The following is a 26,583-nucleotide window of genomic DNA, read 5'->3' as shown; positions in this document are numbered from 1 at the left end:
AGGAGACGCTCAAAAAGACCATGAACATCCCGGTCTTCCACGACGACCAGCACGGCACCGCCATCATCTCCTCGGCGGCCCTTCTGAACGCGCTGCAGTTGACCGGCAAGAAGATCGAGGAGATCAGGATCGTGGTGAACGGCGCGGGCGCCTCGGCGAACTCCTGCGCGAAGCTCGCCATGGCGCTCGGCGTGAAGCCCAACAACATGATCATGTGCGACACCAAAGGGGTCATCTACAAGGGGCGGGTCGAGGGGATGAACCCCTACAAGGAGCTCTTCGCGGCCGACACGCCTTTCCGCACCCTCGAAGAGGCCGCGGCCGGGGCCGACGTCCTTTTCGGGCTCTCCGCGAAAGGCGCCTTCACACCGGAGATGATCCGGAGCATGGCACCGAACCCGATCATCTTCGCCCTGGCGAACCCGGATCCGGAGATCACCCCTGAGGAGGCGCACGCGGTGCGCGGCGACGTCATCATGGCGACCGGCAGAAGCGATTACCCGAACCAGGTGAACAACGTGCTCGGCTTCCCGTTCATCTTCCGCGGTGCGCTCGACGTGCGTGCCACCGCGATCAACGAGGAGATGAAGCTGGCCGCGGTGCATGCGCTCGCAAATCTCGCCCGCGAGGAGGTGCCCGACTCGGTGTCCAAGGCCTACGGCAACGAGAAGTTCTCCTTCGGGGTCAACTACATCATTCCGAAGCCCTTCGATCCGCGCGTACTTTTGCACGTGGCGCCGGCGATCGCCCAGGCTGCCATGGAGACCGGCGTCGCACGCCAGCCGATTGAGGACATGGCGAAATACATCGAGCAGCTCGAGTGCTCGCAGGGCAAATCCAAAGAAGTCATGCGCATGATCATCAACAAGGCGAAGAGCGACCCGAAAAAGGTCGTCTTCCCCGAAGGTGACAACGAGAAGATCCTGCGCGCGGCCCAGACCCTCGTCGAGGAGGGGATCGCGCAGCCGATCCTCGTGGGGGACAAAAAGAAGATCCAGCAGAAGATGGACGAGCTGAACCTCGACCTCGACGTCCCGATCGTCGACCCGACCGAGTCGGAACACACCGAGGAATACGCACAGGAGCTCTACCGCCGGCGCCAGAGAAAGGGGCTAACCCTCACCGAATGCCAGCGCATCATGCGCAGAAAATCCCGCGTCCAGTTCGCGACCATGATGGTGGCGCAGGGGCACGCCGACACCCTTTTGGGTGGCATCGACACCCACTACCCGGAGACGATCCGTCCGGCGCTGCAGGTGCTCGGCAAACAGGCCGGTCTCTCCAGCGTGCACGGCCTCTACATGATGGTGTTCAAGAAGGAGGTCTACTTCCTGGCCGACACCACGGTGACCATCGACCCGACCGCGGAGGAACTCGCCGAAACCGCCATCCTCGCCGCCGAGAAGGTCGCCATGCTCGGCATCGAGCCGAGAATCGCCATGCTTTCCTTCTCGAACTTCGGCTCGGTGGACCACCCGCAGACGAGAAAGGTGAAGCGTGCCGTCGAACTCGTCAAGGAGCGCGCCCCCAGCCTGATCGTCGAGGGGGAGATGCAGGCGGACACCGCGGTGGTCCCCGAGCTGCTTGAAGGGTTCACCTTCTCGAAATTGAAAACACCGGCGAACGTGCTCATCTTCCCGGACCTCAACTCCGGCAACATCTGCTACAAGCTTTTGCGCCGCCTGGGAGGCGCCGAGGCGATCGGCCCCATCCTCATGGGGATGAACAAGCCGGTGCACGTGCTGCAGCGCGGCGACGACGTGAACGACGTCGTCAACATGGCCGCCATCGCCGTGGTTGATGTGCAGAACGTCTAGACACGCACGCCCCCGCCCGTATACCGGGCGGGGGGCTCTTTTCCTTGACTTGCAGGGGCTTTGGGCTTAGAAAAGTGTTTTGCACAAACGACAACCAAGGAACGAAACCAATGTCTCTTCTCCAAAAAGTTCTCGACCACAATAAGAAGTTCGTGAGGCCGGGCGCCTTCCCTCCCCTTCCGAAAGATCCCAAGAAGCAGCTGGCCATCTTCACCTGCATGGACACGCGGCTCGTCGATTTCCTCGAGCCCGCCATGGGGATCAAGCGCGGCGATGCCAAGGTGATCAAGAACGCCGGCAACACCCTGGTCGACCCCAACGGCGGCGTGATCCGCAGCCTCGTGGCGGCCGTTTTTCTCTTGGGCGTCGAGGAGATCTTCGTGATCGGCCACAAGGATTGCGGCATGGCATCGGTTGATGTGGAAATGCTCAAGCGGAAGATGGTGGAGCGCGGCGTCGATCCCGCCGCCATAGAAGATCTCGACCCCGATCTCGGCCAGTGGGTGGGCGCCTTCAGCTGCCCGGAAGAAAACGTGGAGCGGGTCACCTCGATCATCCGCAAAAGCCCCCTCATCCCGAAGGACGTGCCGGTGCACGGCCTTATCTTCTGCCCGAACGACGGGCACCTGGAAGTCATCGTCTCCGGTTACTGAGCCTGACGACGGTGACCGACTCAAAAGGCCCGCACTCTCTCTGAGGGATGCGGGTCTTTTCTTTTTGTCGGCACCCACCCAGGCGTGCATACTCAAAGAGCCGGAAAGGCGCGGTTTTCACGACTGAACGCGCCAGTTTTGAGCTTGCAAAATAAGATAAAACTTCATAAAGTGTTCTGCGTGAAACGAGGAACACTCCGCATAGCTGCCATCTTAATACTGATGGTCTCTGTTTTGACCCTGAGCGGCTTGACGGCCACCGCGGCCGCCATGGCGCAACAGGCTCCTGGCATCTCCTGCCTCGACAGCGGCTGCGACGACCACCCCGTCCCAGGTGCAGGGCACGGCGCCTCGCCCGACTGTCACTGTTTCGCCTGCATCACCATGATCCTGCAGACTTCCATCTCCGTCGCCCGCGTTACCGTTGACGCGGCTCCCCTCCCCCTGCTCCCGCCGAAGCGGCATCCCCTGAGCTCCTTTGTGCGCAGCATAGACTACCCACCCGAGGCGGCCTGAAATTTACGGAGCATCGCTTCGGCGCGCACGCAACCAATTTACTCAGGAGAAAAGCATGCAAAAGGTAGCAATCACCGCAATATCGGTCCTCCTCGGAGCGGCCTTGATCTTCATGATGGTAAAGGTATTCGAGGGAAAGACGATCGGGGTAAACGAAGTGGGTAGCCCGAAAACGCACACCGGCACCATCACCATCACCGGCGTTATGGCCGGCTCCTCCCAGTACGACAAGTCCGTGATCGGCATCATGGATACCAAGGAGGCGGAGTGCAAAACCGGCTGCGAGAAACTCTACATCCCGGTGAAGTGCCCCGGCGGGGAGCAGCCGGTGATCGGCGATGAAATAAAGGCGAGCGGCAAGTTCCAGAAACTCCCGGCAGGCTACGTCTTCGTGGCGAGAAAGCTGAAGGTCGTGAAACACCACGATATCGCACCGCAACAGGCTCCACCTAAGAGCTGATTCACCCCGGGCAAGCCGCCCAGCGATTGAACGAAAAAAAGCCTGTCCGCTGCGGACAGGCTTTTCTTTTTTGGCGCAAAGTAAAAGAGCGGCGCTTTACAGGATGGCCGCGCCGAAGGCCGAGGCGGCAAGCTCGACGGCGATTTTCGCGGTGCGGTTACTGTTGTCAAGGATCGGGTTGATCTCGACGATATCCATCGAGCTCAAAAGGCCGGAGTCGGCGATGATCTCCATCAACAGCTGCGCCTCCCGATAGGTGATGCCGCCGGGTGCCGTGGTCCCCACCCCGGGCACCTCGAGGGGATCGAGGCCGTCCAGGTCGAGGCTCACGTGCAGCCGCGTCCTGTGGGCGAGCCTTCCCAGCGCCTCGCGCGCCACTGCCGCCATGCCGCGTTCATCGATGTCGCGCATGGTGTAGGCCATGATGCCGCTTTCGCGCAGGCGCACCCTTTCCTGCGGATCGAGCTCCCGAAGCCCTATGATGACGATGTCGGAGGCGTGCAGCTTGGGGCCGGGGCGTCCCACGTCGACCAGCTCGGGGAACCCCTCACCCAAAAGTGCGGCGAGCGCCATGCCGTGGATGTTGCCGGTTATGGTACTTTGCGGCGTGTTGAAATCGGCGTGAGCATCCACCCAGATCACCGCGGCGGGATGCTCGTCGGTGACACCGCCTATGGACCCGACCGACATGGAATGGTCGCCTCCCATGAAGATGGGAAGATACCCCTGCGCCACGGCGCTCGCCCCCGCCCGGTAGACGGTCTCGCACACCGCCGTGATCGAGGGGAGGTAACGCTGGTCCCGCTCCGCGCCGAGGACGTCCCTGACCGGAACCGGAAGGTTCCCCATGTCCTCCACCAGATACCCAAGCCCCGTAAGGCGCGCCGCGAGTCCCGCATAGCGAAGCGCACCGGGCCCCAGGTCCACGCCGCGCTGTTCCTGTCCCAGGTCAACCGGGACCCCTATCATCCTGATGCTGTTCTCCATCGTCTTTCCTTTAAAGGCTATCCCTCATTTTTAAGGTGGTTCCAGAGGTTCACTACGAAGTCCTGCGCGTTGGTCAAAAGCCCGACCGCCTGCGCCGAGCCACGGTTCGCCAGCTTGTCCACGGAAAACTCGGTCATGTCCACCACGTAGAAGTAGACCGGGCGCACCGATCCGTCCGCCTCGACGCGGTAGCTCGGCACCATGTTGCCGAAGGCGATGGAGTGGAGCTGCGTCGCGATGGCGAGCACGGTGGTCGCCTTGCGGGCATGCACCCGCATGGCATCCTGGGCCTGGTACGCGTCCTGGATCACCCCGGGAAGAGGGCCGTCGTCGCGTATCGAGCCGGCGAGGACGTAGGGTATCCCCTTCCGCGCGCAGGCGCACATGACCCCGTCGTCAAGCCTAAGCTTGTCGATCAACTGCGGGATACCTCCGGCCATGCGCGCCTGGTTGATGATGTCGAGGTGGTTGTAGTGCCCCATCGGCATGATGGCCTGGGTATATATGTTCTGCCCGAGACCGGTGCGGAAGTGGGCCGCCTCGAGGTCATGGGTTGCGAGAGCGTTGCCGGCAAGAAGGGCGTGGCAGTATCCCGCCTCGAAGAGCCCCTGCATGGCGTTGCGCGAATCCATGTCGAAGGCGACCGCCGGTCCCAGCACCCAGACGATGTAACCGTGATCCCGGTCGTGACGCAGCACCTGGTACAGCTCGTCGTAAGAGCGTGAGAACGGGGTCTCACGGGTCCCCCGGCTTCTGAAGGAGAACTTGTCGGCGAAAGGCTCTGATAGGTTCAGAAATCCACCGATGTGCAGATAGATCCCCTCCTCGCCGTTCTCGGTCCGCCCCACCAGCACCTGGTCTCCCTTTTTGACCAGACGCGGCTCGACCACTTCGAGACGTCTTCCGGAGAGGACGATGACGCAGTCCATGCGGCTTTCCGGGGCAAGAAGCCATTCCCCTCCCCCCAGATGCACGTATTCCGGGTGGTTCGAGGTGGCGTGGAAATTCTCCGGCAAGACGCCGTCCGCAGGTGCGGGGACCACCTTCGCTGCAGGTGCCGCAGCGAGCTTCGGACGACGGAAATCCGGCGGGGTGTAGGAAGGGATAACGCCACTTCTGTCTGACATATGCACGCTCCTTCACTCTCATTTAGGCAGGACGCTGCCAGGGGAAACTGTAGCATGCCCTCCCGCAGTTACAACGGCTGTCGACCGCGTCACAGCCGTTAGACAATGTTAACAGTCAATTCATTCAAGTATTCAGACGATGCGCCGATTAGTCCAGTGTGTGGATGTGCTGCCGCAACAGAACATAAATCTGGCAGCATGAAGGAGCCAAGCATGAAATTCTGGATGGACCTTAAAGTGAAAACCAAGTGCCTCGTACTGGTAACCATCGCGGTCGCCACATTGATAGCCATCGTCGGCGCCGGCCTGCACAAGATGAAGGTGATGGCAGGCAACGAACACGACATGAGTGATTCAGTGGCCCAGGTTGAGATCATCAACAACCTTAAAAACGACTTCCTCGCCATCAGGCTGGACCTGGTTTACATGATGCTGCTGGAAGACCCGGCCCTCTTAAAGGAGAAGGCGGACGACCTTGCACAGCGTAAAAAGAACATCGAGGAGGGACAGGCCAAGTTCCTGAAGTTCAACCTGGAGCCCAAGGAGAAAGAGCTGATCCAGCTCTTCAAACAGGGGTACGAGCAGTACCTCGCCCAGGGGAGCAAGCTGCAGCAGATGAGCCAGGATTCCCTGGGTAACGTCGAGGGGCGCAGGGCAACGGTCAAGTTCGCCACTGAGTCGGTAGCGCCGCTCTACAAGAGCCCGGCAACCGCCATCTCCGACCTCGTCGCCTTCAACTCCAAGGAGGCGGTGGACACCTACAATAAGGACCTCGCCGGGTACCACGCCTCACAGGTCTTCCTCGTGGTGCTGACCCTCGCGGCGGCCCTGTTCATGGCACTGGTGGGGTACCTGATCGCGAACTCGATCAGCGTGCCGCTCAAAAAGGTCTTCGACACCCTGGCCCAGGTGGCAGCGGGCGACCTGACCGCCCGCTCCGACATCAATACCCGGGACGAGATGGGGATGCTGGCGGCGGAAGTGAACGAGATGGCCGGTAAGCTTAACGACACGCTTAGCAAGGTCGTCGAGAACTCCCACGAGGTCGCCGCGGCCGCAAACCAGCTCCACTCCACCTCGGAGCAGATAGCAACCGGTGCGGAAGAGGTAGCGGCACAGACCGGCACGGTGGCGACCGCAAGCGAAGAGATGGCGGCCACCTCCTCCGAGATCGCCCAGAGCTGCCACATGGCCGCAACGGGAGGTGCGGAAGCGACCGGCCGCGCGCGGGACGGCAGGATGGTCGTTGAGCAGACCGTGCAGGTCATGAACCGGATCGCCACCCAGGTCAAGGCCTCCGCCTCCACCGTCGAAGGGCTCGGCGAGCGCAGCGACCAGATCGGCGCCATCATCGGCACCATCGAGGACATCGCCGACCAGACGAACCTCCTGGCACTCAACGCCGCCATCGAGGCGGCGCGCGCCGGCGAACAGGGACGCGGCTTCGCCGTCGTGGCGGACGAGGTGAGGGCCCTGGCCGAGCGCACCACCCGCGCCACCCGCGAAATCGGCGAGATGATCAAGTCGATACAGTCAGAAACCAAGGCGGCGGTTTCAGCCATGGAGGAAGGGGTACGCGAAGTGGAAAGCGGGACCCGCGAGGCTGCGAAATCGGGGCAGTCGCTTGAGGAGATCCTGCGGCAGATCAGCGAGGTGACCGAGCAGGTGAACCAGATCGCCACCGCCGCCGAGGAGCAAACCGCAACCACCGGCGAGATCACCAACAACATCCTGCAGATAACCGAGGTGGTGCAGGACACCTCGAGGGGCGCCCAGACCTGCGCCACCGCGGCGAGCCACCTGGCCGGACTCTCGCAGGACCTGCAGCGCCTGGTGGGTCAGTTCAGGCTCGTCTGATCGGGTTATGAAGGGAAACCTCCGCCCAGGCGGAGGACGACGAAAACGAAGGCGGCCGGCGCGAAAGCGCGGGCCGCTTTTTCTTTACCCTCTAGGGACGCCGTGCCTCTTCTCCAGCATGATGCTCAACATGGTGTCGTCGGCCAGGGACATGCCGTCGTCGGTGATCCGGCTTAAGTTGCGGATGGTCTCCTCGGCGCTCGCGCCCACGAAACCCTCCTCCTCGGTGATGCCGTGCCCGGACAGGGCCATGTAGGCGGCACGGATCGAGGCGTCGGTCGAGCTTACCACCTTTAGGGCACATCCCCCCTTAGCACCGTCGCACAGCATCCCGCCGATGTCGCTTATGATGGTGTTCACCGCGAGGTTCATCTTCTCTATGTCCGCACCGGCCTGCTGGTAGACGATGGCGACGGCCGCGCCGACGCCCGCAGCGATGGCGCAGCCGCAGATGGGCGCCAGGTCCCCGGTATGGCACTTGATGTAGGCGTTTACCAGGTGCGACAGGGCGATGCTCTTCAAGATGGTTTCTTCAGGGATCCGGAAGAAGAGCCCCACGTTGTAAGGGACGAGGATCGCCACGATACCCTGGTTGCCGCTACCGCCGCTGGACATTACCGGGAAGGAAAGCCCGGCCATGCGGGCGTCCGACGCGGAAGCGGTGAGGATCTTGCTCGAGGAGACAACGTCGGAGAGGAGAAAACCCTTGCGCACCAGGTCCTCGACGTAATACCCCACCTTGGTGAGCGCCTTCCCCGCCTCCGCTACGCGCAGGTTCATCTCCACGCCGCGCTTCAGATAGACGAGGTCGTCGTCATCCACCTCGTCGAGCAGGGATACGAGGCCGGAGAGGGTCATCTCCTTCAGCTCGGCGCGGTAGCGATGGTTCTCCTCCCCTGCCGAGTCGCGCTCGACCTGCACCAGCACCTCCCCGTTTCGCTCCAGCCGGACAAGGTTCGTGTGGCCGCCGGAGAGCACGGCGCGAGCGACGCCTCCCCCCCGGTGGACGGTGACGTCGATGTGCAGCCCCGCCTCCTTTCCGGCGAGCGACACGGAAACCTCACCACGCTCCACGAGGAGCTTCGCCTGTCGCAGCAGTTCCTCGGTGGCGCCGGAGAGGATCTCCATCTTGAGTTCCGGTCGGGCGACGAGAGCGCCCAGTGCCGCAGCGATGACGTTCCCCTTGAGTCCGCCGGTTTCAGGCACGGTGACGGCGAAGCCGTTTTTGAAGACGCCGGGGTCGGCGAGCACCGCGACCCGTTCCAGTTCTCCCTCCAGTTGTGCGGCGGCAAGGCTCGCGGCGTATGCCACGGCGATCGGCTCGGTACACCCAAGCGCCGGAAAAACCTCGTGCTTGATCACCTCACGGTACATCCCCATATCCCCTCCCACGGTTCGTTTCATGGTCGCAACGCCTGCGCCGAACGGCATGGCAACTTCGTTTTCGTGACGGCACTTTTATACCTTCAGCGGCGGTGCAAAAGCAAAACATTTCCACACGGAGAGCGTGGAAATACCGCCACACGACAAAGGTTAACGAGCCAGAAATCCCTTTACAATTATAGGTCGCTTCTATATCATTCATGAGTTAATCTCCGCGTGATAAAGGACAATATGGTAATCGAGCACATCCGCAACTTTTCCATCATCGCCCACATCGACCATGGCAAGTCGACCATCGCCGACCGCCTCCTCGAATTCACCGGCACCGTATCCTCCCGTGAAAAGCAGGACCAGTTCCTGGACAAGATGGACCTGGAACGCGAACGCGGCATCACCATCAAGGCCCAGACCGTACGGCTCAACTACCGCGCCGATGACGGAAAGGATTACATCCTCAACCTGATCGACACCCCGGGCCACGTTGACTTCACCTACGAGGTCTCCCGTTCCCTCACCGCCTGCGAAGGGGGACTACTCGTCGTGGACGCGTCGCAAGGGGTGGAGGCGCAGACCTTAGCCAACGTCTACCTGGCGCTCGACGCCAACCTCGAGGTGTTCGTCGTCCTGAACAAGATCGACCTCCCCGCCGCCGAACCGGAGCGGGTGAAAGCGGAGATCGAGGAGATCATCGGCCTCGACACCCACGACGCCGTGCTCGCGAGCGCCAAGGAAGGGATCGGCACCAAGGATATCCTCGAGGAGATCGTCAAGAAGATCCCGCCGCCGCAGGGTGACCCGGGCAAGCCACTGAAGGCGCTCCTCTTCGACTCTTGGTACGACCAGTACCAGGGTGTCATCATCCTGGTGCGCATCGTGGACGGCACTCTGAAGAAGGGTGACAAGATCCAGCTCATGTCGAATCGCAAGTCCTACGAGGTGCTGAAAGCCGGCGTCTTCGCCCCGGACATGCGCGAGACCCCTGCGCTCACCGCAGGCGAGGTAGGCTTCATCATCGCGGGTATCCGCGAGGTCGCCGACGCCAAGGTAGGCGACACGGTCACCCTTTTGCACAACCCCTGTGACGCAGCGCTCCCCGGCTACAAGGAAGTGAAGCCGATGGTGTTCTCGGGGCTCTACCCCATCGACACCGCCCAGTACGAGAACCTGCGCGACGCGCTCGCCAAGCTCAAGCTGAACGACTCCTCCTTCTCCTACGATCCGGAGACCTCGCTGGCGCTCGGCTTCGGCTTCCGCTGCGGCTTCCTCGGTCTCTTGCACATGGAGATCATCCAGGAACGCCTGGAGCGCGAGTTCAACCTAGAGCTCATCACCACGGCACCTACCGTCGTGTACCGCGTACACCTGACCGACGGGAACATGATCAGCATCCAGAGCGCGAACCAGCTCCCGCCGACCCAGGAGATAGCCTACGTCGAGGAGCCCTTCATCCTCGCCTCGATCCACGTTCCGAACGAATTCGTGGGGGGGATACTCGCCCTTTGTGAGGAGAAGCGCGGCGTACAGCGCGAGATCAAGTACCTGACGCCCACCCGCGTCATGGTCGTGTACGAGCTGCCGCTGAACGAGGTGGTGCTCGACTTCTACGACCGCCTGAAATCGATCACCAAGGGGTACGCGTCGCTCGACTACGAGCTACTCAACTACCGCCAGAGCGAACTGCAGCGCCTGAACATCATGATCAACGGCGAGGTGGTGGACGCGCTCTCGCTCATCATCCACAAGGACAAGGCCTACTACCGCGGCAAGGAGCTCGTCTCCAAGATGAAGGAACTGATCCCGCGCCAGATGTTCGAGATCGCCATCCAGGCTGCGGTCGGGACCAAGGTCATCGCCCGCGAGACGGTCAAGGCGATGAGAAAGGACGTTCTCGCCAAGTGCTACGGCGGCGACATCACGAGGAAGCGGAAGCTTTTGGAGAAGCAGAAGGAAGGCAAGAAGCGCATGAAGAACGTTGGGAACGTGGAACTGCAGCAAGAGGCGTTCCTCGCCATCCTGAAAGTCGAAGGGTAGTCACGAAGAGGACGCTTTCACGCCCTCCCATCATCCAAAAAGGAAGCGACAGCACATGGAAGATTACAAGAACGTCTGCGAAGAAAAGCCCTCCGAACCTGCAGCTAAACCGGCCAAACCGGTCAAGGCGAAGCACGTCGTCCGCGAATATGCGGAATCCATCATCATCGCGGTCCTTCTCGCCCTGGTGATCCGTACCTTCATCGTGCAGGCGTTTAAGATCCCCTCCGGTTCCATGGAGGACACCCTCGCCATCGGCGACCACCTGCTGGTCAACAAGTTCATCTACGGCACCAAGATCCCCTTCACCGACACGGAGATCCTCAAGCTGCGCGATCCGAAGCAGGGCGACGTCATCGTGTTCCAGTACCCCGAGGACCCGTCCAAGGACTTCATCAAGCGCGTCATCGGCGTTCCGGGCGACGTGGTCGAGGTGAAGAACAAGCGGGTCTACGTGAACGGGAAGCTTTACGCCAACCCGCACGAGGTGCACAAGGAAGCGGACCTGATCCCGAAGGAGATGAACCCGAGGGACTTCAAGGACCCGGTCACCGTCCCCCCCAACTCCTACTTCGTCATGGGCGACAACCGCGACCGTTCCTACGACAGCCGTTTCTGGGGCTTCGTAACCAGGGACAAGATCAAGGGGCTCGCCTTCATCAAGTACTGGTCCTGGGACAGCGAGAAGATGCGCCCGCGCCTGGGGGCGATCGGCAAACTCATAAACTAAAACACGTTCAGCGTTCAGCGTTCAACGTTCGCAGCCTCAACTCAAAAAGGGCCCTCTGCATTTCGGGGGGCCCTTTATTGTTCTTCGGGAATTAGATGCCGGAACACCGGGTAGAGAGAATGTTGACGTCACGACATATCATCCCTGCTTCGAAGCAACAAAAAAGCCCCTGCGCGCTAGCGTCAGGGGCTTTTGAGTTGTTAACGTCGAACGTCGAACGTTGAACGTCCGTTAGGTTTTAAGCCAGGTCCTGTGCACCCTTGTAGATGATGTCGAACAGTTCCGGGATGTCCTCCTCGGCGATGCAGGAGAAGGCGATACGGAGGTCGGTCTTGGTGGTGGAGATGGCGCCGACGCCGTATTTCTCGAGGAGGTGCACGCGCAGCTTCTCGGAATCCACGTTCTTAAGCTTCAGACACATGAAGTAGCCGGAGTTGAACGGGTAGTAATCCCAGGCGCTGTCGTACTTGCCGCTGTTGAGGACTTCCTTGGTTTTGAGCGCACGCCCCTTCATGATCTCGAACTTCTCCTCTTTCTGCTTGAGGAAGTCCGGGGAACGCAGCGCCTCGATGACGAAGGTCTGGGACGGATGCGGACAGTTGGAGATGCGGGCACGGATGATGCCCATCGCCTTCTTCTCGAGGGCGTTCATGACCGGTGCGTTCTCGTAGTCGTTGCCGTCGGCGAAGGTGACGAAACCGGTGCGGAAGCCCCAGACGAACTCTTCCTTGGTGGCGCCGTCAAGCTTAATGGCAAGGATGCGCGGGTGGATGTTGGCCAGCTTGCCGAAGAGCGACTCCTTCAGGCTGTCCTCGTAGAAGAGACCGAAGTAGGCGTCGTCGGTGATGGCGACCACGTTGCAGCCGGCCTCGGCGACTTCCTTGATGGCGGCGACCAGGGCGTCACCTTCGGCGACGGTCGGGGTGTAACCGCTCGGGTTGTTCGGGAAGTTAAGGAGCACGATCACCTTCCCCTTCTCCTCGGCGGAGTTCTTCAGGACGGCCTTGAAGGCATCGACGTCGTAGCCGCCCGCCGCGGTGAAGGTCGGGTACTTCTTGACGATTGCGCCGGAGCAGGTGCCAAAGGTCAGGTTGTAGTTGCCCCAGAGCATGTCCGGAAGGATCAGGTGGTCACCCTTGTCGACGAACATGTCGGCGACGATGGAGAGGCCGTGGGTGAGCGCGTTGGTGACGATCGGGTTGCTGAAGTGCTTGCCGACCTGGCTCGGGTTCTCGCGCAGCATCTTCTCGCGCCAGAGGGAACGCAGCTCAGGTTTGCCTGCCGGCGGAGCGTACGGGAAGATGTCCTTCGGATCGAAGGAGGTCAGCTTGTCCTGGATGCAGGAAAGGTACATCGGGCCGCCGTTCTCGGTGGCGATGCCGATGGTGGCGTTGAACTTGTGGGCTTTATCCTTGGCTTCAGCCGACTGGGTAAGGATTCCCTTGGGGAAGAAGAGGTTCTTGCCGAGATCGGACAGCATTTCCAGTACGTGGGGGCTGTGCTGGGCCAGAGACTCGTTTAACTCCGCGGCTAATGGATTCATCAAATTCCTCCTGAAGCTTAGTGTGATATCGCCCGGGGGCATGACCGCAGGTCGGGGCGGTCATAGACTCGCCATTAAAACCCGACGTCAAGCGGTTGTCAACGCTTAATGTGAAGGTGCAGGGAGATGTACTTATCTTTGTCAAACGGAGCAGCGCGGCGAGTAAGGGGCGAATGGTTATTCGCCCCCACAGGGACCGCGCGTTTCATTGCAGGGATTAAACAATCATTTGCCGAGCAGCATCTCCATCAGTTTGTAGCCGGGGTCGACCTTGATGCCGGTAGCCGAGGCGGATACCTCGTCGTACCCGGCAACGTCCCCCTTTTCCTGTTCCTCACCGGCATAGATCACGAAGGGAACCGCCTCACCGGTGTGGGTCATGAGGGCAACCGGCGTGGGATGGTCGGGGGCGCAGAGGATGCGGTACGCGCCGTACTGCTTCACCCCTTCGAGGACCGGGCCGACGATCTTCTCGTCGAAGAGTTCGATCGCCTTGATCTTGTCCTCGAGCTTGCCGGAGTGCGACGCCTCGTCGGGCGCCTCGACATGCACGAACACGAAATCGCGCTCTTTGAGCGCCTCGACCGCGGCCTGGGCCTTGCCGTCGAAGTTGGTGTCCAGGTAGCCGGTCGCGCCGGGGACGTTGATGATGTCGAGGCCGGCGTAGACGCCGATCCCTTTTATGAGATCGACCGCCGAGATCACTGCGCCTGAAAGGCCGAAGCGGGTGGTGAACTTGTCCATGGCGGGCGCCTTGCCGTGTCCCCAGAGCCAGATCGAGTTGGCCGGAGTCTCACCCTTCTCGGCGCGACGCTTGTACTGCGGGTGGTTGTGAAAGACCATCTGCGCGGCGTTCATCAGGTAGATGAGGCGGTCGCTCCCCTCTCCCGCAGGCATGTAGCCTGTGATGTCCTGGCCCGAGATGTCGTGCGGCGGGGTCATCTTGATCTGGGTCTTGCCGCCGTGCCATACCATGAGGTGGCGGTAGCTTACGCCGGCGTGGAAGGAGAATTCCTCGCTGCCCAACTGACGCTGCAACTCCTCCACCAGTTCGCGGCCGTCAGCGGTGGAGATGTGCCCGGCCGAGTAATCTTCCATGATCAGCTTGCCGCCGCGCGGCTCGAGGTGCACGAGGTTCAGGCGGAAAGCGACGTCGTCCGGCCCGAGAGATACCCCCATGCTCGCCGCCTCGAGGGGGGAGCGGCCAGTGTAGCAGTCAACCGGGTTGTAGCCGAACATGGCGAGGTTCGCGACGTCGGAGCCGGGGGGGTAACCTTCAGGCACGGTCTGCGCGAGCCCGAGTGTTCCCCTCTTGGCCATGAAATCCATGTTGGGGGTCTTTGCCGCCTGCAGCGGCGTTTTTCCATTCAGTGCACCGACCGGGTGATCCGACATCCCGTCGCCAAGCAAAACCACGTACTTCATAGCATCCATCCTTATAAGTGATTGGTGTTAACTGAAACACTTCTTTAACGCAAAGACGCCAAGCCGCAAAGGATGAAACGGGAAAAGGCGTAATACCAGAGGCCTCTTTGCGTCTCCGCGCCTTTGCGCCTTTGCGTTGAGTCTTTTGTTTATCCTCTGGGGTGTACCTTTTCGTGCAGCCTCTTGAGCCTTTCCCGGGTGACGTGGGTGTAGATCTGGGTGCTCGAGAGGTCGGCGTGGCCGAGCATGATCTGAACGCTCCTCAGATCGGCACCGTTCTCCAAAAGATGCGTCGCGAAGGAGTGGCGCAGGGTGTGCGGCGAGATCCCGCTTCTCACCCCCGCCTGCAGCGCCCTCTTCTTGATGATGTTCCAGAAAGCCTGCCGGGTCATCCCCTCGCCCAGACGGCTTATGAAAAGAAGCGGCGAGCTCTTCTCCTTTAAAAGCTCCTGGCGCGCCTGGCCGAGGTACTCGCGCACATGCCGGCACGCGCTCTCCCCCATCGGCACCAGACGCTCCTTGTCACCCTTCCCCACCGTCATCAGGTACCCGGCGGAGATGTTGACGTCGCTCGCCTTAAGCCCCACCAGCTCGGAAACCCTGAGACCGGTCGCGTAAAGAAGCTCCAGCATCGCCTTGTCGCGCAGTTCTATGGCGCCGGTATCGAGGGGCGCGGCGAGAAGAGCCTCGACCTCGCGTGGGCTCAGAACCGCCGGGAGCTTCTTCACCCCCTTGGGAGCCTCGATGATGGCGGTCGGGTTGGTCTCGCAGTAACCTTCGCGGACCAGGAAGCGGTGCAGCATCCTGAGCGCCGAAAGCGCCCTCGCCCGACTTCTAGGTGCGATCCCCTCCCCTTTGAGCCTCGTGAGGTACCCGGTTACGTCGCTTGGGCGGATGTCTCCGGGTTCCCGGTTGCCCAGGTGGGAGAGGTACCGTGTGAGGTCGCGGCTGTACGCCGCCACCGTGTTAGCCGCCGCCCCCTTCTCCACCAGGAGGTAGTGCAGGAAGAGGTCGAGGTAGCGGTCCACTAGCCGTCAACCGCCTCCAGGAGCTCCTTGCGGATCTCCTCGAGCTTGGCCGGGTCCGAGATTTTGTGGCCGAAGATGTCCTTCACGTAGAAGACGTCGGCGACCTGGTCCACCTTGGTGGAGATCTTGGAGACGCCGATGTAAAGGCCGAGCCTCGTCAGCGTACTGGTGATGCTGTACAAAAGCCCCACTTTGTCGTGGGCGTAGATGTCGATGACGGTGTAATCGGAGGAGACCTCGTTGTCGATCTCCACGCGCGCCGGCACGGTCGGCTTCGCCTTCTCGGTGAGGATGCTCGGGCGGTGCCGTTTCGCCACCAGTTGTCCTACCCGGACCTTGCCTTCGAGAACCGTCCTCAGATCGGACTCGAAGCGCGCCCACCGGTTTTCCTCCGTGATCACGAACCCCTGCGGCGAGTTGACCTGCAGGATGTCCAGTGCCTTCTCGTTCGTGTTGGTGTGGATCTGCGCGCCAAGGATGTTCATGCCGTTGGCGGCCATCACCCCGGTGATCATCGAGAAAAGACCGGGAACGTCGTAGGTGCAGATCGTGCAGTTGGTGAATCCCTTCTCCACCTCGTGCGACAGCTGCAGCACCAGAAGCGTCTTCGGCATCTCGAGCAGGGTGCGCACGTGCCCCGCGATGACTTCGGGGGCGTAGGAGAGAAGGTGCCTCGTGGAGAGCGCCTGCAGCTCGTCCTTTATGAGCTGTCCCGGATAGTCGTCGGCAAGAAGATCGAAGATGGTCCGCTTGACGCGGCGCACGCGTTCGCCGGACGCCTCCAACTTGAAGTCCCCGCGCTCCAGGACCGTGAACGCCTTCTCGTAGAGTTCCTGCAGCAAAAGCGCCTTCCACTCGGTCCACACCTCCGGCCCCACGGCCTTTATGTCGGCGTAGGTGAGGAGGTAGAGCATCTTCAGGTTCTCGCTCTTTTCCATCTGGCGCGCGAACTGGATGATCATGCGCTCGTCGTGCAGGTCGCGGCGTTGGGCGATGTGGGCCAAAAGGAGATGCTGGCGCACCAGGAACTGCAGCCTTTCCGAATCTTCCTTGATGAGCCCCATGCGCCGGGCGATGGTCTTCGTGAGTTCGGCACCGATCTCCGCGTGTCCGCCCCCTCCCCCTTTCCCTATGTCGTGGAACAAGACGGCGAGGAGCAAAAGCCAGCGCTTGTCGATCTCCATGGCGAGCTGGGTCAGAAGCGGCAGGGTCTCCTTGTGCTCGCCGCGCCACAGCTTCGCGATCTCCTCGACGGCGAAGAGGGTGTGGGTATCGACCGTATAGATGTGGTAGACGTCGTGCTGCACCTTGCAGTAGATGCGCTCGAACTCCGGGATGAAGCGGTTCAGAAAGCCCAGGTGGTGCATCTGCTGCAGGGTGTCGTAGACCTTCTTCTCGGACTGCAGGATGTTGATGAAGGAGGCGTTCGCCTCTTTGGAGCGGCGGAACTTGTCGTTTACGAGGTCCAGGTTGTTCCTGATCAGGGTTTTCGTGGCAAGGCCAAGGGCCACCCCCTGCTTCTGGGCGTGCTCGAAGATCTTGATGAGACGGACCGGGTCCTTCGCGATCACGCTCTCGTCCGGGACCACCAGCTCCCCTTTAACGACGTAGAACCCGTCCCCGACCGGCCGGCGCGTGAAGTAGCCTAAGATCTTGCGGGTGGAGTCGTCGCGCTGGCTGCACTTGGTGATGAGAAGCGAGCTGAAGTGCTCGACGCGGTTTGCGTGGAGGTAGAAGTCCTGCATGAACTGTTCGACGGCGAGGGTCTTGCCCCTGTCCTCGTAACCGAAAAAGCGGGCGATGGAGATCTGCGCCTCGAAGGTCAACTGGTCGTTCTTGCGACCGGCGAGGTAGTGGAGCTCGTTTCTGATGCGCCAGAGGTAGGAAAGCGAGCTGTAGTACATGCCGATCTCCTCCTCGGAGACGACACCCTTCATCACCAGCTCGCGCGGCTCATCCACCTTGTACTTGATCTTGGCGACCCACATCGCGGTGTGCAGGTCCCGCAGGCACCCCTCACCCTCCTTGATGTTGGGTTCCAGGATGTAGACGCTGGAGCCGTACTTCTCGCGCCGCTTCCTTAGTTCCTCCAGCTTCTCGCCGATGAAGGCGTCGCTTCTTTTGGCGAGCACCTGGGTCACCATCATCTTCTTCAGCTCGCCGAAGAGGTGCTCGCTGCCGGTGAGAAGGCGTGCGTCGAGAAGCGCCGTCTTCACCGTGACGTCGTTATTCGCCATCTCCACGCAGTCGGTTATGGTGCGCACGGAGTAACCGACGTCCAGGCGCAGGTCCCACAGGAAGTAAAGCAGGCGGTTCGCCGCCTCCTCGACCACCTTGGACTCCTTCCCGCTGTAGAGAAAGAGAAGGTCGAGATCGGAGTACGGGTTCAGTTCGCGCCGGCCGTACCCCCCGACCGCAACGAGCGCCAACTGCCCGCTTTTATGCATCTGCAGGTCGTCCGAGAGCGCGATGAAAAGCCTCGTCACCAGGGCGTCGGTCATCGCCGTTATCGACTGCACCACGGAGATGCCGTCCTCACCCTCCCGGTGCGAACGCTTGGACTCCTCCCGGAAATGCTCCAAAAATTCGCGCGCCGCCGCAAGGTAGGCGCCGCGCTTCTCCTCGAAGCTCTTGCCGTCTCCCTTCATCGACTCCGAGAGGTATGCGTTTATGTTGAGGCGCATCACTCTTCCTTGGCGATGCGGACCACTTGCAGGACGCCGGGAAACGCCTTGATATCCGCCTCGGGGATATTCTCGGTGTCGCCGATGACGCCTATGATGACCCGGTTTGCTCCGGTGGACTGGTGGATGTCGAAACCGCGTTCGATGAGGTACGACTTGATCTCTTCCTGGGCCTTTTCGTCGGCCGTCTTGCGCATTACGATCAGCACCTGCAAACCTCCTTTAGTGGTCGCCCCGGGTCATGATCCTTTCCAGGCGCCGCGATTCGTCGATCACCCTCTCGAAGAGGCGCACGATGGCCTGGTCGTCCAGGGGGCCGTCGTTCTCCGCCGTCATGCGGGCGAAGATCCGCTTCTCCCTGGAGGGGTCGTAGACCGGCAGATCGAGCCCCTTCTTGATCTCCCCTATCTGCAGGGCAAGTGAGGCGCGCTCGTTGAAGATGCGCAAAAGTTCGCTGTCCAGCCGGTCGATACGGTCCCTGATGTCGTCTATGGTCATGGCGGCCTCAGAACTGCTTTTTGATGTGGGTGTCGCGTTTCCAGTTTGCGTCGTCTACGCCCGGATAGTCGATGTTGTAATTCAGGCCGCGCGACTCTTTCCTCATCTGCGCGCAGGCGACGATCAACTGGGCGACGGTGGCGATGTTCCTAAGCTCGATGAGATCGGAGGTGACGATGAAGTTCCAGTAGTACTCCTCGATCTCGTCCTGGATGAGCTCGATGCGGCGCATGGCGCGTGCGAGACGCTTGTCGCTGCGCACGATGCCGACGTAGTTCCACATGAAGCGGCGGATCTCGTCCCAGTTCTGGGAGACCACAACCATCTCGTCGGAGTTGGTCGCGGTACCGGCATCCCACTCGGGGATCTGGGGGAAGCTGAACTCGCCGTCTTTCAAGACCTGCACCGCGTGCTTGTAGGCGCGCCCCGCGTAGACCGCCGCCTCGAGAAGCGAGTTGCTCGCCAGACGGTTGCCGCCGTGCAGACCGGTGAAGGCGACTTCGCCGATGGCGTAGAGGTGCTTTATGTCGGTCTCTGCGTTCTTGTCAACCGCTACGCCGCCGCAGAGGTAATGGGCCGCGGGGACGACCGGGATCATCTCCTTGGTCATGTCGATGCCGTACTCGAGGCAGGTCTGGTAGATGTTCGGGAAACGGGAGGTGATGTACTCGGCGCCGCGGTGCGTGATGTCGAGGTAGACGCAGTCGTCGCCGTAGGTCTTCATCTCGTTGTCGATGGCGCGGGCCACGATGTCACGCGGAGCGAGATCTTTGAGGTGGTGGTACTTCTCCATGAAGGCGGTGCCGTCACGACGCTTGAGGATCGCACCCTCGCCGCGCACCGCCTCGGAGATGAGGAAGGAACGGGCGTTCGGGTGGTAGAGCGTGGTCGGATGGAACTGCATGAATTCCATGTTGGCGATGGTCGCCCCGGCGCGGTAGGCCATGGCGACGCCGTCGCCGGTGGCGACGTCGGGGTTGCAGGTGTAGAGGTAGACCTTGCCCGCGCCGCCGGAGGCAAGAAGCGTGATGCGCGCCGTGAAGGTGCGGACTTCACCGCTCTTTCTGTCCAGCACGTGGGCGCCCAGGCAGCGATTTTCCTCGAGGTTCTTCTTAAGCACCTTCGCCTCGGTGACAAGGTCGATGGCGATGTGGTCCTCGTAGATGGTGATGTTGTCGTGCTTCAAAACCGCCTGCACCAGGGCGCGCTCGATCTCGCGGCCGGTGATGTCCTCGGCGTGCAGGATGCGCCGCGCGCTGTGGCCGCCCTCGCGGGTCAGGTCGTAGGCGTCGCCGCTCTTGGTGAACTGGACACCCCACTCGATCAGGTTGCGGATCACCTGCGGCCCTTCCTCGACCACCATGCGCACCACGTCCTCGTGACAGACGCCCGCGCCGGCGACCAGCGTGTCCTGCACGTGCGCGTCGAAGGTGTCCTCCTCCGAGGATACGGTGGCGATGCCCCCCTGGGCATAGTTGGTGGCGGATTCGGAAATGTCCTTCTTCGTGACCAGGGCGACCTTGCCGTGAGCGGCTGCCTGCAGCGCAAAGGAAAGCCCCGCGATGCCACTGCCGATCACCAGAAAATCAGTTTTCTCTTTCATTACTCCCCCCCATAAGCTGGATTGGGCCCACGTCGGGCCCGAAGTATGAAACGAAGCCGTGCAGCAGTCGCGAGTACGTAAAGGAAAAGCTTTAGGGGGGCTGGGCGGCAACGTTGGGCCTGTGCCCTCAAAGGAGATCGCTTCGGGTGCGTCGCGGATACCTTGCGTCCTTCGCATGAACCGGTACTGGAAAACCCGCAAATTATTGATCCCCCCAAGATTTTTGTCAAGACTTTTGACAGGTTATGCGTCTCTAAGGATGGATTAGACCTTGAATTATCATGCTTATTAGTCTATATATTTCGGTGGCATAATTTTCTTTCCCATTAAAAAGGAAGCACATGCTCCATTTGTCACACCGAATCGCGGTGACAGCCGCCATGATGACGGCAGCCCTGTCGCTAACCCTCTCGGCGCCGGTCCGCGCCGACATATACAAGTACGAGGCTCCCGACGGCACCGTCCACTTTACCGACGCCCCGACCGACAAGCGCTTCAAGATCTTCATGCGGGACATCAAGAAGGACAAGAAGCTGCGGACCGCGTTCAAGCTCCCCGGTTATGCAAGGAACCCGGCCGAGTTCGAGCCGATCATCAACTCCTGCTCGCGCGAGTACGGCGTAGACAGCTCGCTCATCAAGGCGGTAATCCACGCCGAGAGCGGCTACAACCCGACCGCGGTCTCCTCCAAGGGAGCCCAGGGGCTGATGCAGCTCATGCCGAAGACCGCCCAGGGGCTCAAGGTGGCCGACTCCTTCAACCCCCAGGACAACATCCGCGGTGGGGTGCGCTATCTCAGGTTCCTTCTGGACACCTTCAAGGGGAACGAATCGCTGGCCGTTGCCGCCTACAACTGCGGCCTCAACAACGTGGCGAAATACGGCGGCATCCCCCCCTATCCCGAGACCCAGACCTACGTGGCCAAGGTACTCAGTTACCGCAACAGCTACCGATAGCGCAAAGGCAGACACAGCATGCCCTCTACCCCAGCACAGATCATGAACCTCCCGAACATCCTCACCATGGTGCGCATCGCTGCCATTCCGCTTCTGTGCGTCCTGCTGCTTTCGCCCGAGCGGGAGACCGGCTTCTGGGCCGCCGCCCTGTTTGCCGCCGCCTCGGTGACCGACTGGCTGGACGGCTACCTCGCCAGGAAGATGCAGATCGTCACCGTGTTCGGCAAGTTCCTCGACCCGATCGCCGACAAGCTGATCGTCATGGCCGCGCTCATCATGATCCTTCCCTTTGACCGGGTTCCCGCGTGGATGGTGCTCGTGATCCTCGGGCGCGAGATGATTATCACGGGGCTTCGCGGCATCGCATCCACCGAGGGAATCGTGATCGCCGCGAGCAACCTCGGAAAGTTCAAGACCATCTTTCAACTGGTTGCCATCATCGGTCTCTTGCTGCACTACGACTACCACTGGTTCTTCGGTATCGATCATCCGCTGCTAGTTGTGAACATGCACAACGTCGGCATGTTCTATCTCTGGATCGCGACCGTGATAACCATCTGGAGCGGCGTGGATTACCTGTACAAATTCGTTCGGGTCATCGTGAAATAAAAATTTCCCGTTGACACAGGGAAGGGAATCGGGTTATATACGGGTTCCTTCGATGCACAAGGCGGCATGGCCAAGTGGTAAGGCAAAGGACTGCAAATCCTTCATTCATCGGTTCAAATCCGATTGCCGCCTCCAAATAGAAAGGGCCTACAGTGATCACACTGTAGGCCCTTTTTCTTTATGCCGTAGTCCGTGCCGTAATAAATCCCCCTCCTGTTCCATCTCCGAGAGATGCCGTTGCAGTATCCCTGAAAGTTCAGACAGCTGGATCTGGGTCAAAAGCACCGCAACAGGAACGCTTCCCCGCCTTTCCGCCACATCAGGCCACCGTTTGGCCCTGTCGGGCTCAACGCTGTCCGCTCCTAGGTTCCATCTGTCCTTCCACGACGCATCAGATATTAATGCTATTGAATTTATCTTTGATATATTTGCCTGTCTTCCGACAAAGATGTCCAACAAGGCTGGTACGGTAAGGGGGTGAACCTGGCGGGGCGCAGAGAAAAAAGCGAAGTTAACCAACGAGAAAAGGAGGCGTCACATGCGCAGAACGTTCCCATTTGCAGTTGCGGCTTTGCTGATGTCCATGTCGCTGGCCGGTTGCGGCGACGATGACAAGCATGCATCGACAACGTACCGCCAGACCAACCTCGTGTCCAACATACCAGGGCTTGCGTCCACCACAGACGCCAACCTGGTGAACTCCTGGGGGATCGTCCGTTCGTCCACCAGCGGTTGGTGGGTGAGCGACAACGGAACGGGATTTTCAACGGTCTACAACGGGTCGGGTCAGCCTTTCCCGATCGCTACGCCGCTCACGGTAACCATTCCGCTGCCGTCAGCTCCCGGCACAGCCACCACCGCGACTCCGACCGGCGTTGTCTTCAACAACTACTCCGGCTTTGACGTGACACCCGGAGTGAACGCGACGGCGGCACGGTTCATCTTCGTCACCGAGGACGGTACCATCTCGGCCTGGAACACAGGAACTACGGCGACACTGAAGGTCGACAACCCGACCTTTGCGACGGGAACGGGGGCGGTCTACAAGGGAGCGGCCCTAGCAACCACCGGCACCGCCAACTACCTTTACGCCGCCAACTTCCGTGCAGGGACCATCGACGTCTTTGACTCCACCTTCACTCCGGTCACCCTGCCGGGGACGCCGTTCACAGTACCTGCGCCGCACGTCGCCCCTCCGGAAGGGTACTCCCCCTTCAACGTCGCCACCATCGGAGGCAAACTCTACGTAAGCTATGCGCTTTTGAACTCGGACACGCTACTGGATGACGTCCCCGGACAAGGGCACGGTTTCGTGGAGGTTTTCAATCCGGACGGGAGCTACGTAATGAGTCTGCAAAGCGGAACTTGGTTCAACTCCCCTTGGGGTATGGCACTGGCGCCGGCAAATTTCGGCAAGTTCAGCAACATGGTCCTCGTCGGGAATTTCGGCAGCGGCCAGATCACCGCCTTCGACCCCGCGACAGGAGCTTTCATGGGAGTGATGCGCGACGCAGACAACGTACCGATCGTCATTGACGGGCTTTGGGGTATCGGTTTCGGCAACGGCGGCAATGCCGGCCCGACAACTACCCTGTTTTTCGCCGCAGGACTCAACGACGAAAGCGACGGACTCTTCGGCACCATAACCCCACGTTGATGGGTGCCAGTAACCAGCCTCCGGAGCTCCTCCGGGGGCTTTTTTTCCCATCCTACCCCGCCATCGCTGCCCCAGTGACTAGATAGTAAAAACATTGCTCATATATGTCTTATAAGGTATATCCCCAAACGACATGGGATATCGAGTTTACCGGCTCTACGACAAGCATCTGGAAAAAGTGGAAGAGGAAGTGCGAAACTAGATCGAGGCGACGGGGGGCGATCTCAAGGTAGTAGCTAGTTTTCCATCCGGAGGAAAACCCCTGAGAGAGATCATTTGCCCCTCAGTGATCCCTTGGCAGACGCAAATAGCATAGGAGATTTGTATTCGTGAAAACGCAGTACTATGTCGCATCAACGCTTGATGGCTTCATTGCGACTGAGACGGATTCGTTGGACTGGCTCTTTCCGCTTGGAAGCCTGGAAGCGTCCAGCTACCCGACGTTCATCACTGATGTCGGCGCATTGGCCATGGGGTCTTCCACTTATGAGTGGATCCTCCGAAATGCGGACTCTGTCGCTGCGGAGACCGGTTCCCCATGGCCATATACGCAACCAACGTGGATATTTACCAGCCGTAACCTTCCCGTGGTCCAGGGAGCCGACATCAGGTTCTTCAGAGGGAACGTAGCAGATGTGTTCGGCGAGATACGCGCAGCCGCGAAAGAGAAGAATGTTTGGGTCGTTGGCGGCGGCGACCTGGCTGGACAGTTCTACGACGCCGGACTGCTTGATGAACTCATCGTTCAGGTCGGCTCGGTGACCTTGGGCAAGGGGAAGCCGCTACTTCCGCGGCGCATCCTGAGCCCGGTGCTAAGCCTAACGTCAGTTCAGCAGATGGGTACCGGAATGGTTGAGCTTCGTTACCAGGTCGCAAAGGAGCGAGTTTTTGAAAGCAATCTTTGAGCTGCTGCGTAGAACGCTTCAGGTTTGACTAGAACTCGGATCGAGCACCCTTCCCAAGAACAGGATGCTTCCGGTTGAGTTCTCCCGGATGAGAAAAAGAAAGGGGCGGTCCGCTTTGAACGTCATGATCCTCGGGCGCGCCCCATAGACTGTAACTGCGGCTGTAGCCGCCGCCGCTTCGGTGCCTTCCTCGTTGACCTCCACGAATGCCTTGTGCAGGAGATTTCCAATTTTGAACGGTCCCTTCCCATCCATCCCTGAAAAATCGGCTTGCCCCTCGAAAGGTTTCCGCATCCCCAAGAATTGCAGCGGCTCTGTAAGGTCGTGGGTACCCCAGTAAAATTTGAATTTCGGCAGCTCGACATCGACGAAACGATTCCCTATGCCGGAAATCCAGGACTCAAGATTCGAGGCCGTCAGCTTGCTTTCAAGGCGGGAGAATCCGGCGGCATCGTTGGGCAGCATAAGCACCATGGACAACTGGTCGCCCACATAAGGCAACTCCAGGATCTTGACGTCCTTGGTTTCGTGATAACCAAAATTCCCGCTTCGGTGCATCATGGATGCATGACTTTTCGAGCCATCCTGTCGGGTAAAGTTCCCCTTCAAGGTACGCATCTTCTCAAACGGCTTGGCCCAGTTCCCTTTGAAGTAAACTGCGTTGACCAAGACCAGATTAGTATCTCGTGGCAGCGGATTGGGTATGAGGTCCCGGATCTTTCCCTGGGTCTTATCCTGAACCCATGCGTTGATGCGACCGTGCGCGTTCTCGGAGGCCTTTCTGTAGTCCACCGGAACGACGGCCGAATGGTAGTTTTTGTTCACCGCCGACAGATACTCCGGGAGAAAACGATGGTCCTTCTGAGGCCATAGGGAGTTGGCAACAATTAGTTTGATGTCTCCCTTCTCATGGATTTTGTTCAGTTTTGCGTTCAGCCCCGAGAAGGCCGAACCGGTTTTCTCCGCGCCGGAAGTGAAATGAAGTGTTCTGGCCATTTCTTCAGCAGTACCGCCTCTGGCTCCGCTATACGTCATGGCCAAGACATTGGAGACACTGTAGGGAGAAAAAAACAGGTTCCCTTGCTGCTTCTTGAGCTTTGCATAGAGGTCAAGCGCGAAGAGATTGTTGTTCTTAGCAAGTTGCCTGACCGCTGCCTGTTGCTCGCCAGCCAAGGCTGAAGATGCAAGAAGTGAGAAGACAACAATCGCCGCAACCGCGAGCCGAAAAGATTTAGCCGTCATGATGCCCCCTGCCCAACGTTTTAAGAGGCACCGTTCCCGGCGCCTTGACCTGACTGGACCGGCAGACTACCATCCCGATTAACCTAAATCAATGTAATTCTATAAAAATAAGACAGCGGAAAGTATTGCGAAGGTGCAGAAATTATGGCGTATGTCAGCAGTCCCATGGTCCGATTCGAGCTGCCTCACCTTTGGTATTATTCAAAATTCACAAAAACTAATTATTCTATCTTTACAAACCAAATCCTCTGTGGTATTCACAATATCACCTCGTTGTTGCTTCACCTGACCCCCCTGAACTACCTCCCAGGGGGGTCTTTCTTTTTACCGATGTCCCCCCACGTTCTCCGGCCCCTGCTTCCCAGATACAAGTGATCTTCCCTTTACTGAAAGGTCCAAGCACAGCCCCCGCATTGAGGGTACGTGGGACAACGGCGCCCTGCACGCAGTTCCCCTGCGCGGCGTCGTACACATCAAGGCGCAGAGGGAGAGTCTCCGCGGGGAGATCACACGCCACACCGCCGCACTGCTCGCGCAATTTGTAACCTCCACTCTCCCCAAAGCAGATCACCGCTGCCCCGAGCCGAGGTCCCCTATGGGCGATGCAGCATGCCGTTCAGCTTCAATGCAGCTCCACAGCGTGCGAGGTGCCGCGACCTATTGCGCGATGTGCCATGACCTATTGCACGATGTGCCATGACCTATCGCGCGATGTGCCATGACCTATCGCGCGATGCGCCATGACCTATTGCGCGATGTGCCACTACCTATTGCGCGATGTGCCACTACCTATCGTGCGATGTGCCGCTACCTATCGTGCGATGTGCCACTACCTATCGTGCGATGTGCCACTACCTATCGTGCGATGTGCC

The 26,583-nt window shown here is 60.1% G+C and carries 22 protein-coding genes and 1 tRNA gene; 12 read left to right on the top strand and 11 right to left on the bottom strand.

Annotated features, from left to right (window positions below; translation table 11 throughout):
* The 4 genes from E8L22_RS20220 to E8L22_RS20205 all read left to right on the top strand — a co-directional run.
* A partial coding sequence (locus E8L22_RS20220) for an NADP-dependent malic enzyme (RefSeq protein WP_136526894.1) occupies window positions 1-1,817 on the top strand: 1,817 nt, incomplete at its 5' end.
* Window positions 1,818-1,927: 110 nt separating this feature from the next.
* On the top strand, window positions 1,928-2,470 hold the full coding sequence (locus tag E8L22_RS20215) for a beta-class carbonic anhydrase (protein ID WP_136526893.1): 543 nt from the start codon (window positions 1,928-1,930) through the stop codon (window positions 2,468-2,470).
* 180 nt (window positions 2,471-2,650) lie between these two features.
* Window positions 2,651-2,986: a hypothetical protein gene (locus E8L22_RS20210; protein ID WP_136526892.1), complete on the top strand. Its 336-nt coding sequence runs from the start codon at window positions 2,651-2,653 to the stop codon at window positions 2,984-2,986.
* Window positions 2,987-3,041: 55 nt separating this feature from the next.
* Window positions 3,042-3,446 carry a hypothetical protein gene (locus E8L22_RS20205; RefSeq protein ID WP_135870303.1) on the top strand — a complete coding sequence of 135 codons (405 nt, stop codon included), beginning with the start codon at window positions 3,042-3,044 and terminating at the stop codon, window positions 3,444-3,446.
* Window positions 3,447-3,542: 96 nt separating this feature from the next.
* On the opposite strand, the gene rocF is transcribed toward E8L22_RS20205, so the two are convergent.
* Both rocF and E8L22_RS20195 read right to left on the bottom strand, forming a co-directional pair.
* The gene (gene rocF, locus E8L22_RS20200; protein WP_136526891.1) at window positions 3,543-4,433 is read right to left on the bottom strand and encodes an arginase; all 891 of its coding nucleotides are present in this window, start codon (window positions 4,431-4,433) and stop codon (window positions 3,543-3,545) included.
* Window positions 4,434-4,450: 17 nt separating this feature from the next.
* Complete coding sequence (locus E8L22_RS20195) at window positions 4,451-5,560, bottom strand: putative NPN-dependent ornithine cyclodeaminase (protein WP_136526890.1); 1,110 nt, start codon at window positions 5,558-5,560, stop codon at window positions 4,451-4,453.
* 213 nt (window positions 5,561-5,773) lie between these two features.
* Here E8L22_RS20195 and E8L22_RS20190 point away from each other — a divergent pair, with 213 nt between their 5' ends.
* On the top strand, window positions 5,774-7,417 hold the full coding sequence (locus tag E8L22_RS20190) for a methyl-accepting chemotaxis protein (RefSeq protein ID WP_136526889.1): 1,644 nt from the start codon (window positions 5,774-5,776) through the stop codon (window positions 7,415-7,417).
* Between the two features lie 84 nt (window positions 7,418-7,501).
* Here the strand turns inward: E8L22_RS20190 and E8L22_RS20185 are convergent, their stop codons facing one another.
* Entirely contained in the window at window positions 7,502-8,797 is a 1,296-nt protein-coding gene (locus E8L22_RS20185; RefSeq protein ID WP_136526926.1) for an L-cysteine desulfidase family protein, read from the bottom strand.
* Window positions 8,798-9,031: 234 nt separating this feature from the next.
* On the opposite strand from E8L22_RS20185, the gene lepA reads away from it, so the two are divergent.
* Both lepA and lepB read left to right on the top strand, forming a co-directional pair.
* Entirely contained in the window at window positions 9,032-10,831 is a 1,800-nt protein-coding gene (lepA, locus tag E8L22_RS20180) for a translation elongation factor 4 (RefSeq protein ID WP_136526925.1), read from the top strand.
* 55 nt (window positions 10,832-10,886) lie between these two features.
* The gene (lepB, locus tag E8L22_RS20175) at window positions 10,887-11,561 is read left to right on the top strand and encodes a signal peptidase I (RefSeq protein WP_136526888.1); all 675 of its coding nucleotides are present in this window, start codon (window positions 10,887-10,889) and stop codon (window positions 11,559-11,561) included.
* A 238-nt stretch (window positions 11,562-11,799) separates the two neighbouring features.
* Here lepB and E8L22_RS20170 read toward each other — a convergent pair whose 3' ends face one another.
* From E8L22_RS20170 to nadB, 7 genes are all read right to left on the bottom strand, one after another.
* A complete protein-coding gene (locus E8L22_RS20170) occupies window positions 11,800-13,104 on the bottom strand; it encodes an aminotransferase class I/II-fold pyridoxal phosphate-dependent enzyme (RefSeq protein WP_136526887.1) in 1,305 nt (434 codons plus the stop codon).
* A 225-nt stretch (window positions 13,105-13,329) separates the two neighbouring features.
* On the bottom strand, window positions 13,330-14,529 hold the full coding sequence (locus E8L22_RS20165; protein ID WP_136526886.1) for a cofactor-independent phosphoglycerate mutase: 1,200 nt from the start codon (window positions 14,527-14,529) through the stop codon (window positions 13,330-13,332).
* A 149-nt stretch (window positions 14,530-14,678) separates the two neighbouring features.
* Entirely contained in the window at window positions 14,679-15,557 is an 879-nt protein-coding gene (xerD, locus tag E8L22_RS20160) for a site-specific tyrosine recombinase XerD (RefSeq protein ID WP_136526885.1), read from the bottom strand.
* The gene (gene glnD / locus E8L22_RS20155) at window positions 15,557-18,241 is read right to left on the bottom strand and encodes a [protein-PII] uridylyltransferase (RefSeq protein ID WP_136526884.1); all 2,685 of its coding nucleotides are present in this window, start codon (window positions 18,239-18,241) and stop codon (window positions 15,557-15,559) included. Before glnD ends, xerD begins: the two co-directional genes overlap by 1 nt.
* Window positions 18,241-18,450, bottom strand: a complete 210-nt coding sequence (locus E8L22_RS20150; RefSeq protein ID WP_136526883.1) for a hypothetical protein — start codon at window positions 18,448-18,450, stop codon at window positions 18,241-18,243. Before E8L22_RS20150 ends, glnD begins: the two co-directional genes overlap by 1 nt.
* A 13-nt stretch (window positions 18,451-18,463) precedes the next feature.
* On the bottom strand, window positions 18,464-18,739 hold the full coding sequence (locus tag E8L22_RS20145; protein WP_136526882.1) for a chorismate mutase: 276 nt from the start codon (window positions 18,737-18,739) through the stop codon (window positions 18,464-18,466).
* A gap of 7 nt (window positions 18,740-18,746) precedes the next feature.
* A complete protein-coding gene (gene nadB / locus E8L22_RS20140; protein WP_136526881.1) occupies window positions 18,747-20,342 on the bottom strand; it encodes an L-aspartate oxidase in 1,596 nt (531 codons plus the stop codon).
* Between the two features lie 380 nt (window positions 20,343-20,722).
* Between nadB and E8L22_RS20135 the strand changes: the two genes are divergently transcribed.
* From E8L22_RS20135 to E8L22_RS20115, 5 genes are all read left to right on the top strand, one after another.
* Window positions 20,723-21,298, top strand: coding sequence for a transglycosylase SLT domain-containing protein (locus tag E8L22_RS20135; protein ID WP_246044854.1), 576 nt, complete (start codon window positions 20,723-20,725; stop codon window positions 21,296-21,298).
* Window positions 21,299-21,316: 18 nt separating this feature from the next.
* Window positions 21,317-21,907 carry a CDP-diacylglycerol--glycerol-3-phosphate 3-phosphatidyltransferase gene (gene pgsA / locus E8L22_RS20130; protein ID WP_136526879.1) on the top strand — a complete coding sequence of 197 codons (591 nt, stop codon included), beginning with the start codon at window positions 21,317-21,319 and terminating at the stop codon, window positions 21,905-21,907.
* Window positions 21,908-21,967: 60 nt separating this feature from the next.
* Window positions 21,968-22,042: transfer RNA gene (locus E8L22_RS20125), tRNA-Cys, on the top strand.
* Window positions 22,043-22,445: 403 nt separating this feature from the next.
* Window positions 22,446-23,564, top strand: coding sequence for a TIGR03118 family protein (locus E8L22_RS20120; protein WP_136526878.1), 1,119 nt, complete (start codon window positions 22,446-22,448; stop codon window positions 23,562-23,564).
* A gap of 329 nt (window positions 23,565-23,893) precedes the next feature.
* Complete coding sequence (locus E8L22_RS20115) at window positions 23,894-24,469, top strand: dihydrofolate reductase family protein (protein ID WP_136526877.1); 576 nt, start codon at window positions 23,894-23,896, stop codon at window positions 24,467-24,469.
* Between the two features lie 18 nt (window positions 24,470-24,487).
* On the opposite strand, the gene E8L22_RS20110 is transcribed toward E8L22_RS20115, so the two are convergent.
* Window positions 24,488-25,711: a serpin family protein gene (locus E8L22_RS20110; protein ID WP_136526876.1), complete on the bottom strand. Its 1,224-nt coding sequence runs from the start codon at window positions 25,709-25,711 to the stop codon at window positions 24,488-24,490.
* Between the last annotated feature and the right edge of the window lie 872 nt (window positions 25,712-26,583).

It is taken from the genome of Geomonas ferrireducens, from assembly GCF_004917065.1.
GTDB classification, from domain to species: Bacteria; Desulfobacterota; Desulfuromonadia; order Geobacterales; family Geobacteraceae; genus Geomonas; species Geomonas ferrireducens.
The sequence above is the reverse complement of the archived record's forward strand: the minus strand, read 5'-3'. Positions and strand labels throughout refer to the sequence as shown.

What these genes read in the sequence shown, in the direction of transcription:
- E8L22_RS20145 (WP_136526882.1), bottom strand. Translation starts at nt 18,739, where the DNA reads ATGACCATAGACGACATCAGGGACCGTATCGACCGGCTGGACAGCGAA.
- lepA (WP_136526925.1), top strand. Translation starts at nt 9,032, where the DNA reads ATGGTAATCGAGCACATCCGCAACTTTTCCATCATCGCCCACATCGAC.
- E8L22_RS20135 (WP_246044854.1), top strand. Translation starts at nt 20,723, where the DNA reads ATGATGACGGCAGCCCTGTCGCTAACCCTCTCGGCGCCGGTCCGCGCC.
- lepB (WP_136526888.1), top strand. Translation starts at nt 10,887, where the DNA reads ATGGAAGATTACAAGAACGTCTGCGAAGAAAAGCCCTCCGAACCTGCA.
- pgsA (WP_136526879.1), top strand. Translation starts at nt 21,317, where the DNA reads ATGCCCTCTACCCCAGCACAGATCATGAACCTCCCGAACATCCTCACC.
- E8L22_RS20195 (WP_136526890.1), bottom strand. Translation starts at nt 5,560, where the DNA reads ATGTCAGACAGAAGTGGCGTTATCCCTTCCTACACCCCGCCGGATTTC.
- E8L22_RS20165 (WP_136526886.1), bottom strand. Translation starts at nt 14,529, where the DNA reads ATGAAGTACGTGGTTTTGCTTGGCGACGGGATGTCGGATCACCCGGTC.
- E8L22_RS20170 (WP_136526887.1), bottom strand. Translation starts at nt 13,104, where the DNA reads ATGAATCCATTAGCCGCGGAGTTAAACGAGTCTCTGGCCCAGCACAGC.
- E8L22_RS20215 (WP_136526893.1), top strand. Translation starts at nt 1,928, where the DNA reads ATGTCTCTTCTCCAAAAAGTTCTCGACCACAATAAGAAGTTCGTGAGG.
- E8L22_RS20185 (WP_136526926.1), bottom strand. Translation starts at nt 8,797, where the DNA reads ATGGGGATGTACCGTGAGGTGATCAAGCACGAGGTTTTTCCGGCGCTT.
- E8L22_RS20190 (WP_136526889.1), top strand. Translation starts at nt 5,774, where the DNA reads ATGAAATTCTGGATGGACCTTAAAGTGAAAACCAAGTGCCTCGTACTG.
- rocF (WP_136526891.1), bottom strand. Translation starts at nt 4,433, where the DNA reads ATGGAGAACAGCATCAGGATGATAGGGGTCCCGGTTGACCTGGGACAG.
- glnD (WP_136526884.1), bottom strand. Translation starts at nt 18,241, where the DNA reads ATGCGCCTCAACATAAACGCATACCTCTCGGAGTCGATGAAGGGAGAC.
- nadB (WP_136526881.1), bottom strand. Translation starts at nt 20,342, where the DNA reads ATGAAAGAGAAAACTGATTTTCTGGTGATCGGCAGTGGCATCGCGGGG.
- E8L22_RS20120 (WP_136526878.1), top strand. Translation starts at nt 22,446, where the DNA reads ATGCGCAGAACGTTCCCATTTGCAGTTGCGGCTTTGCTGATGTCCATG.
- E8L22_RS20205 (WP_135870303.1), top strand. Translation starts at nt 3,042, where the DNA reads ATGCAAAAGGTAGCAATCACCGCAATATCGGTCCTCCTCGGAGCGGCC.
- E8L22_RS20110 (WP_136526876.1), bottom strand. Translation starts at nt 25,711, where the DNA reads ATGACGGCTAAATCTTTTCGGCTCGCGGTTGCGGCGATTGTTGTCTTC.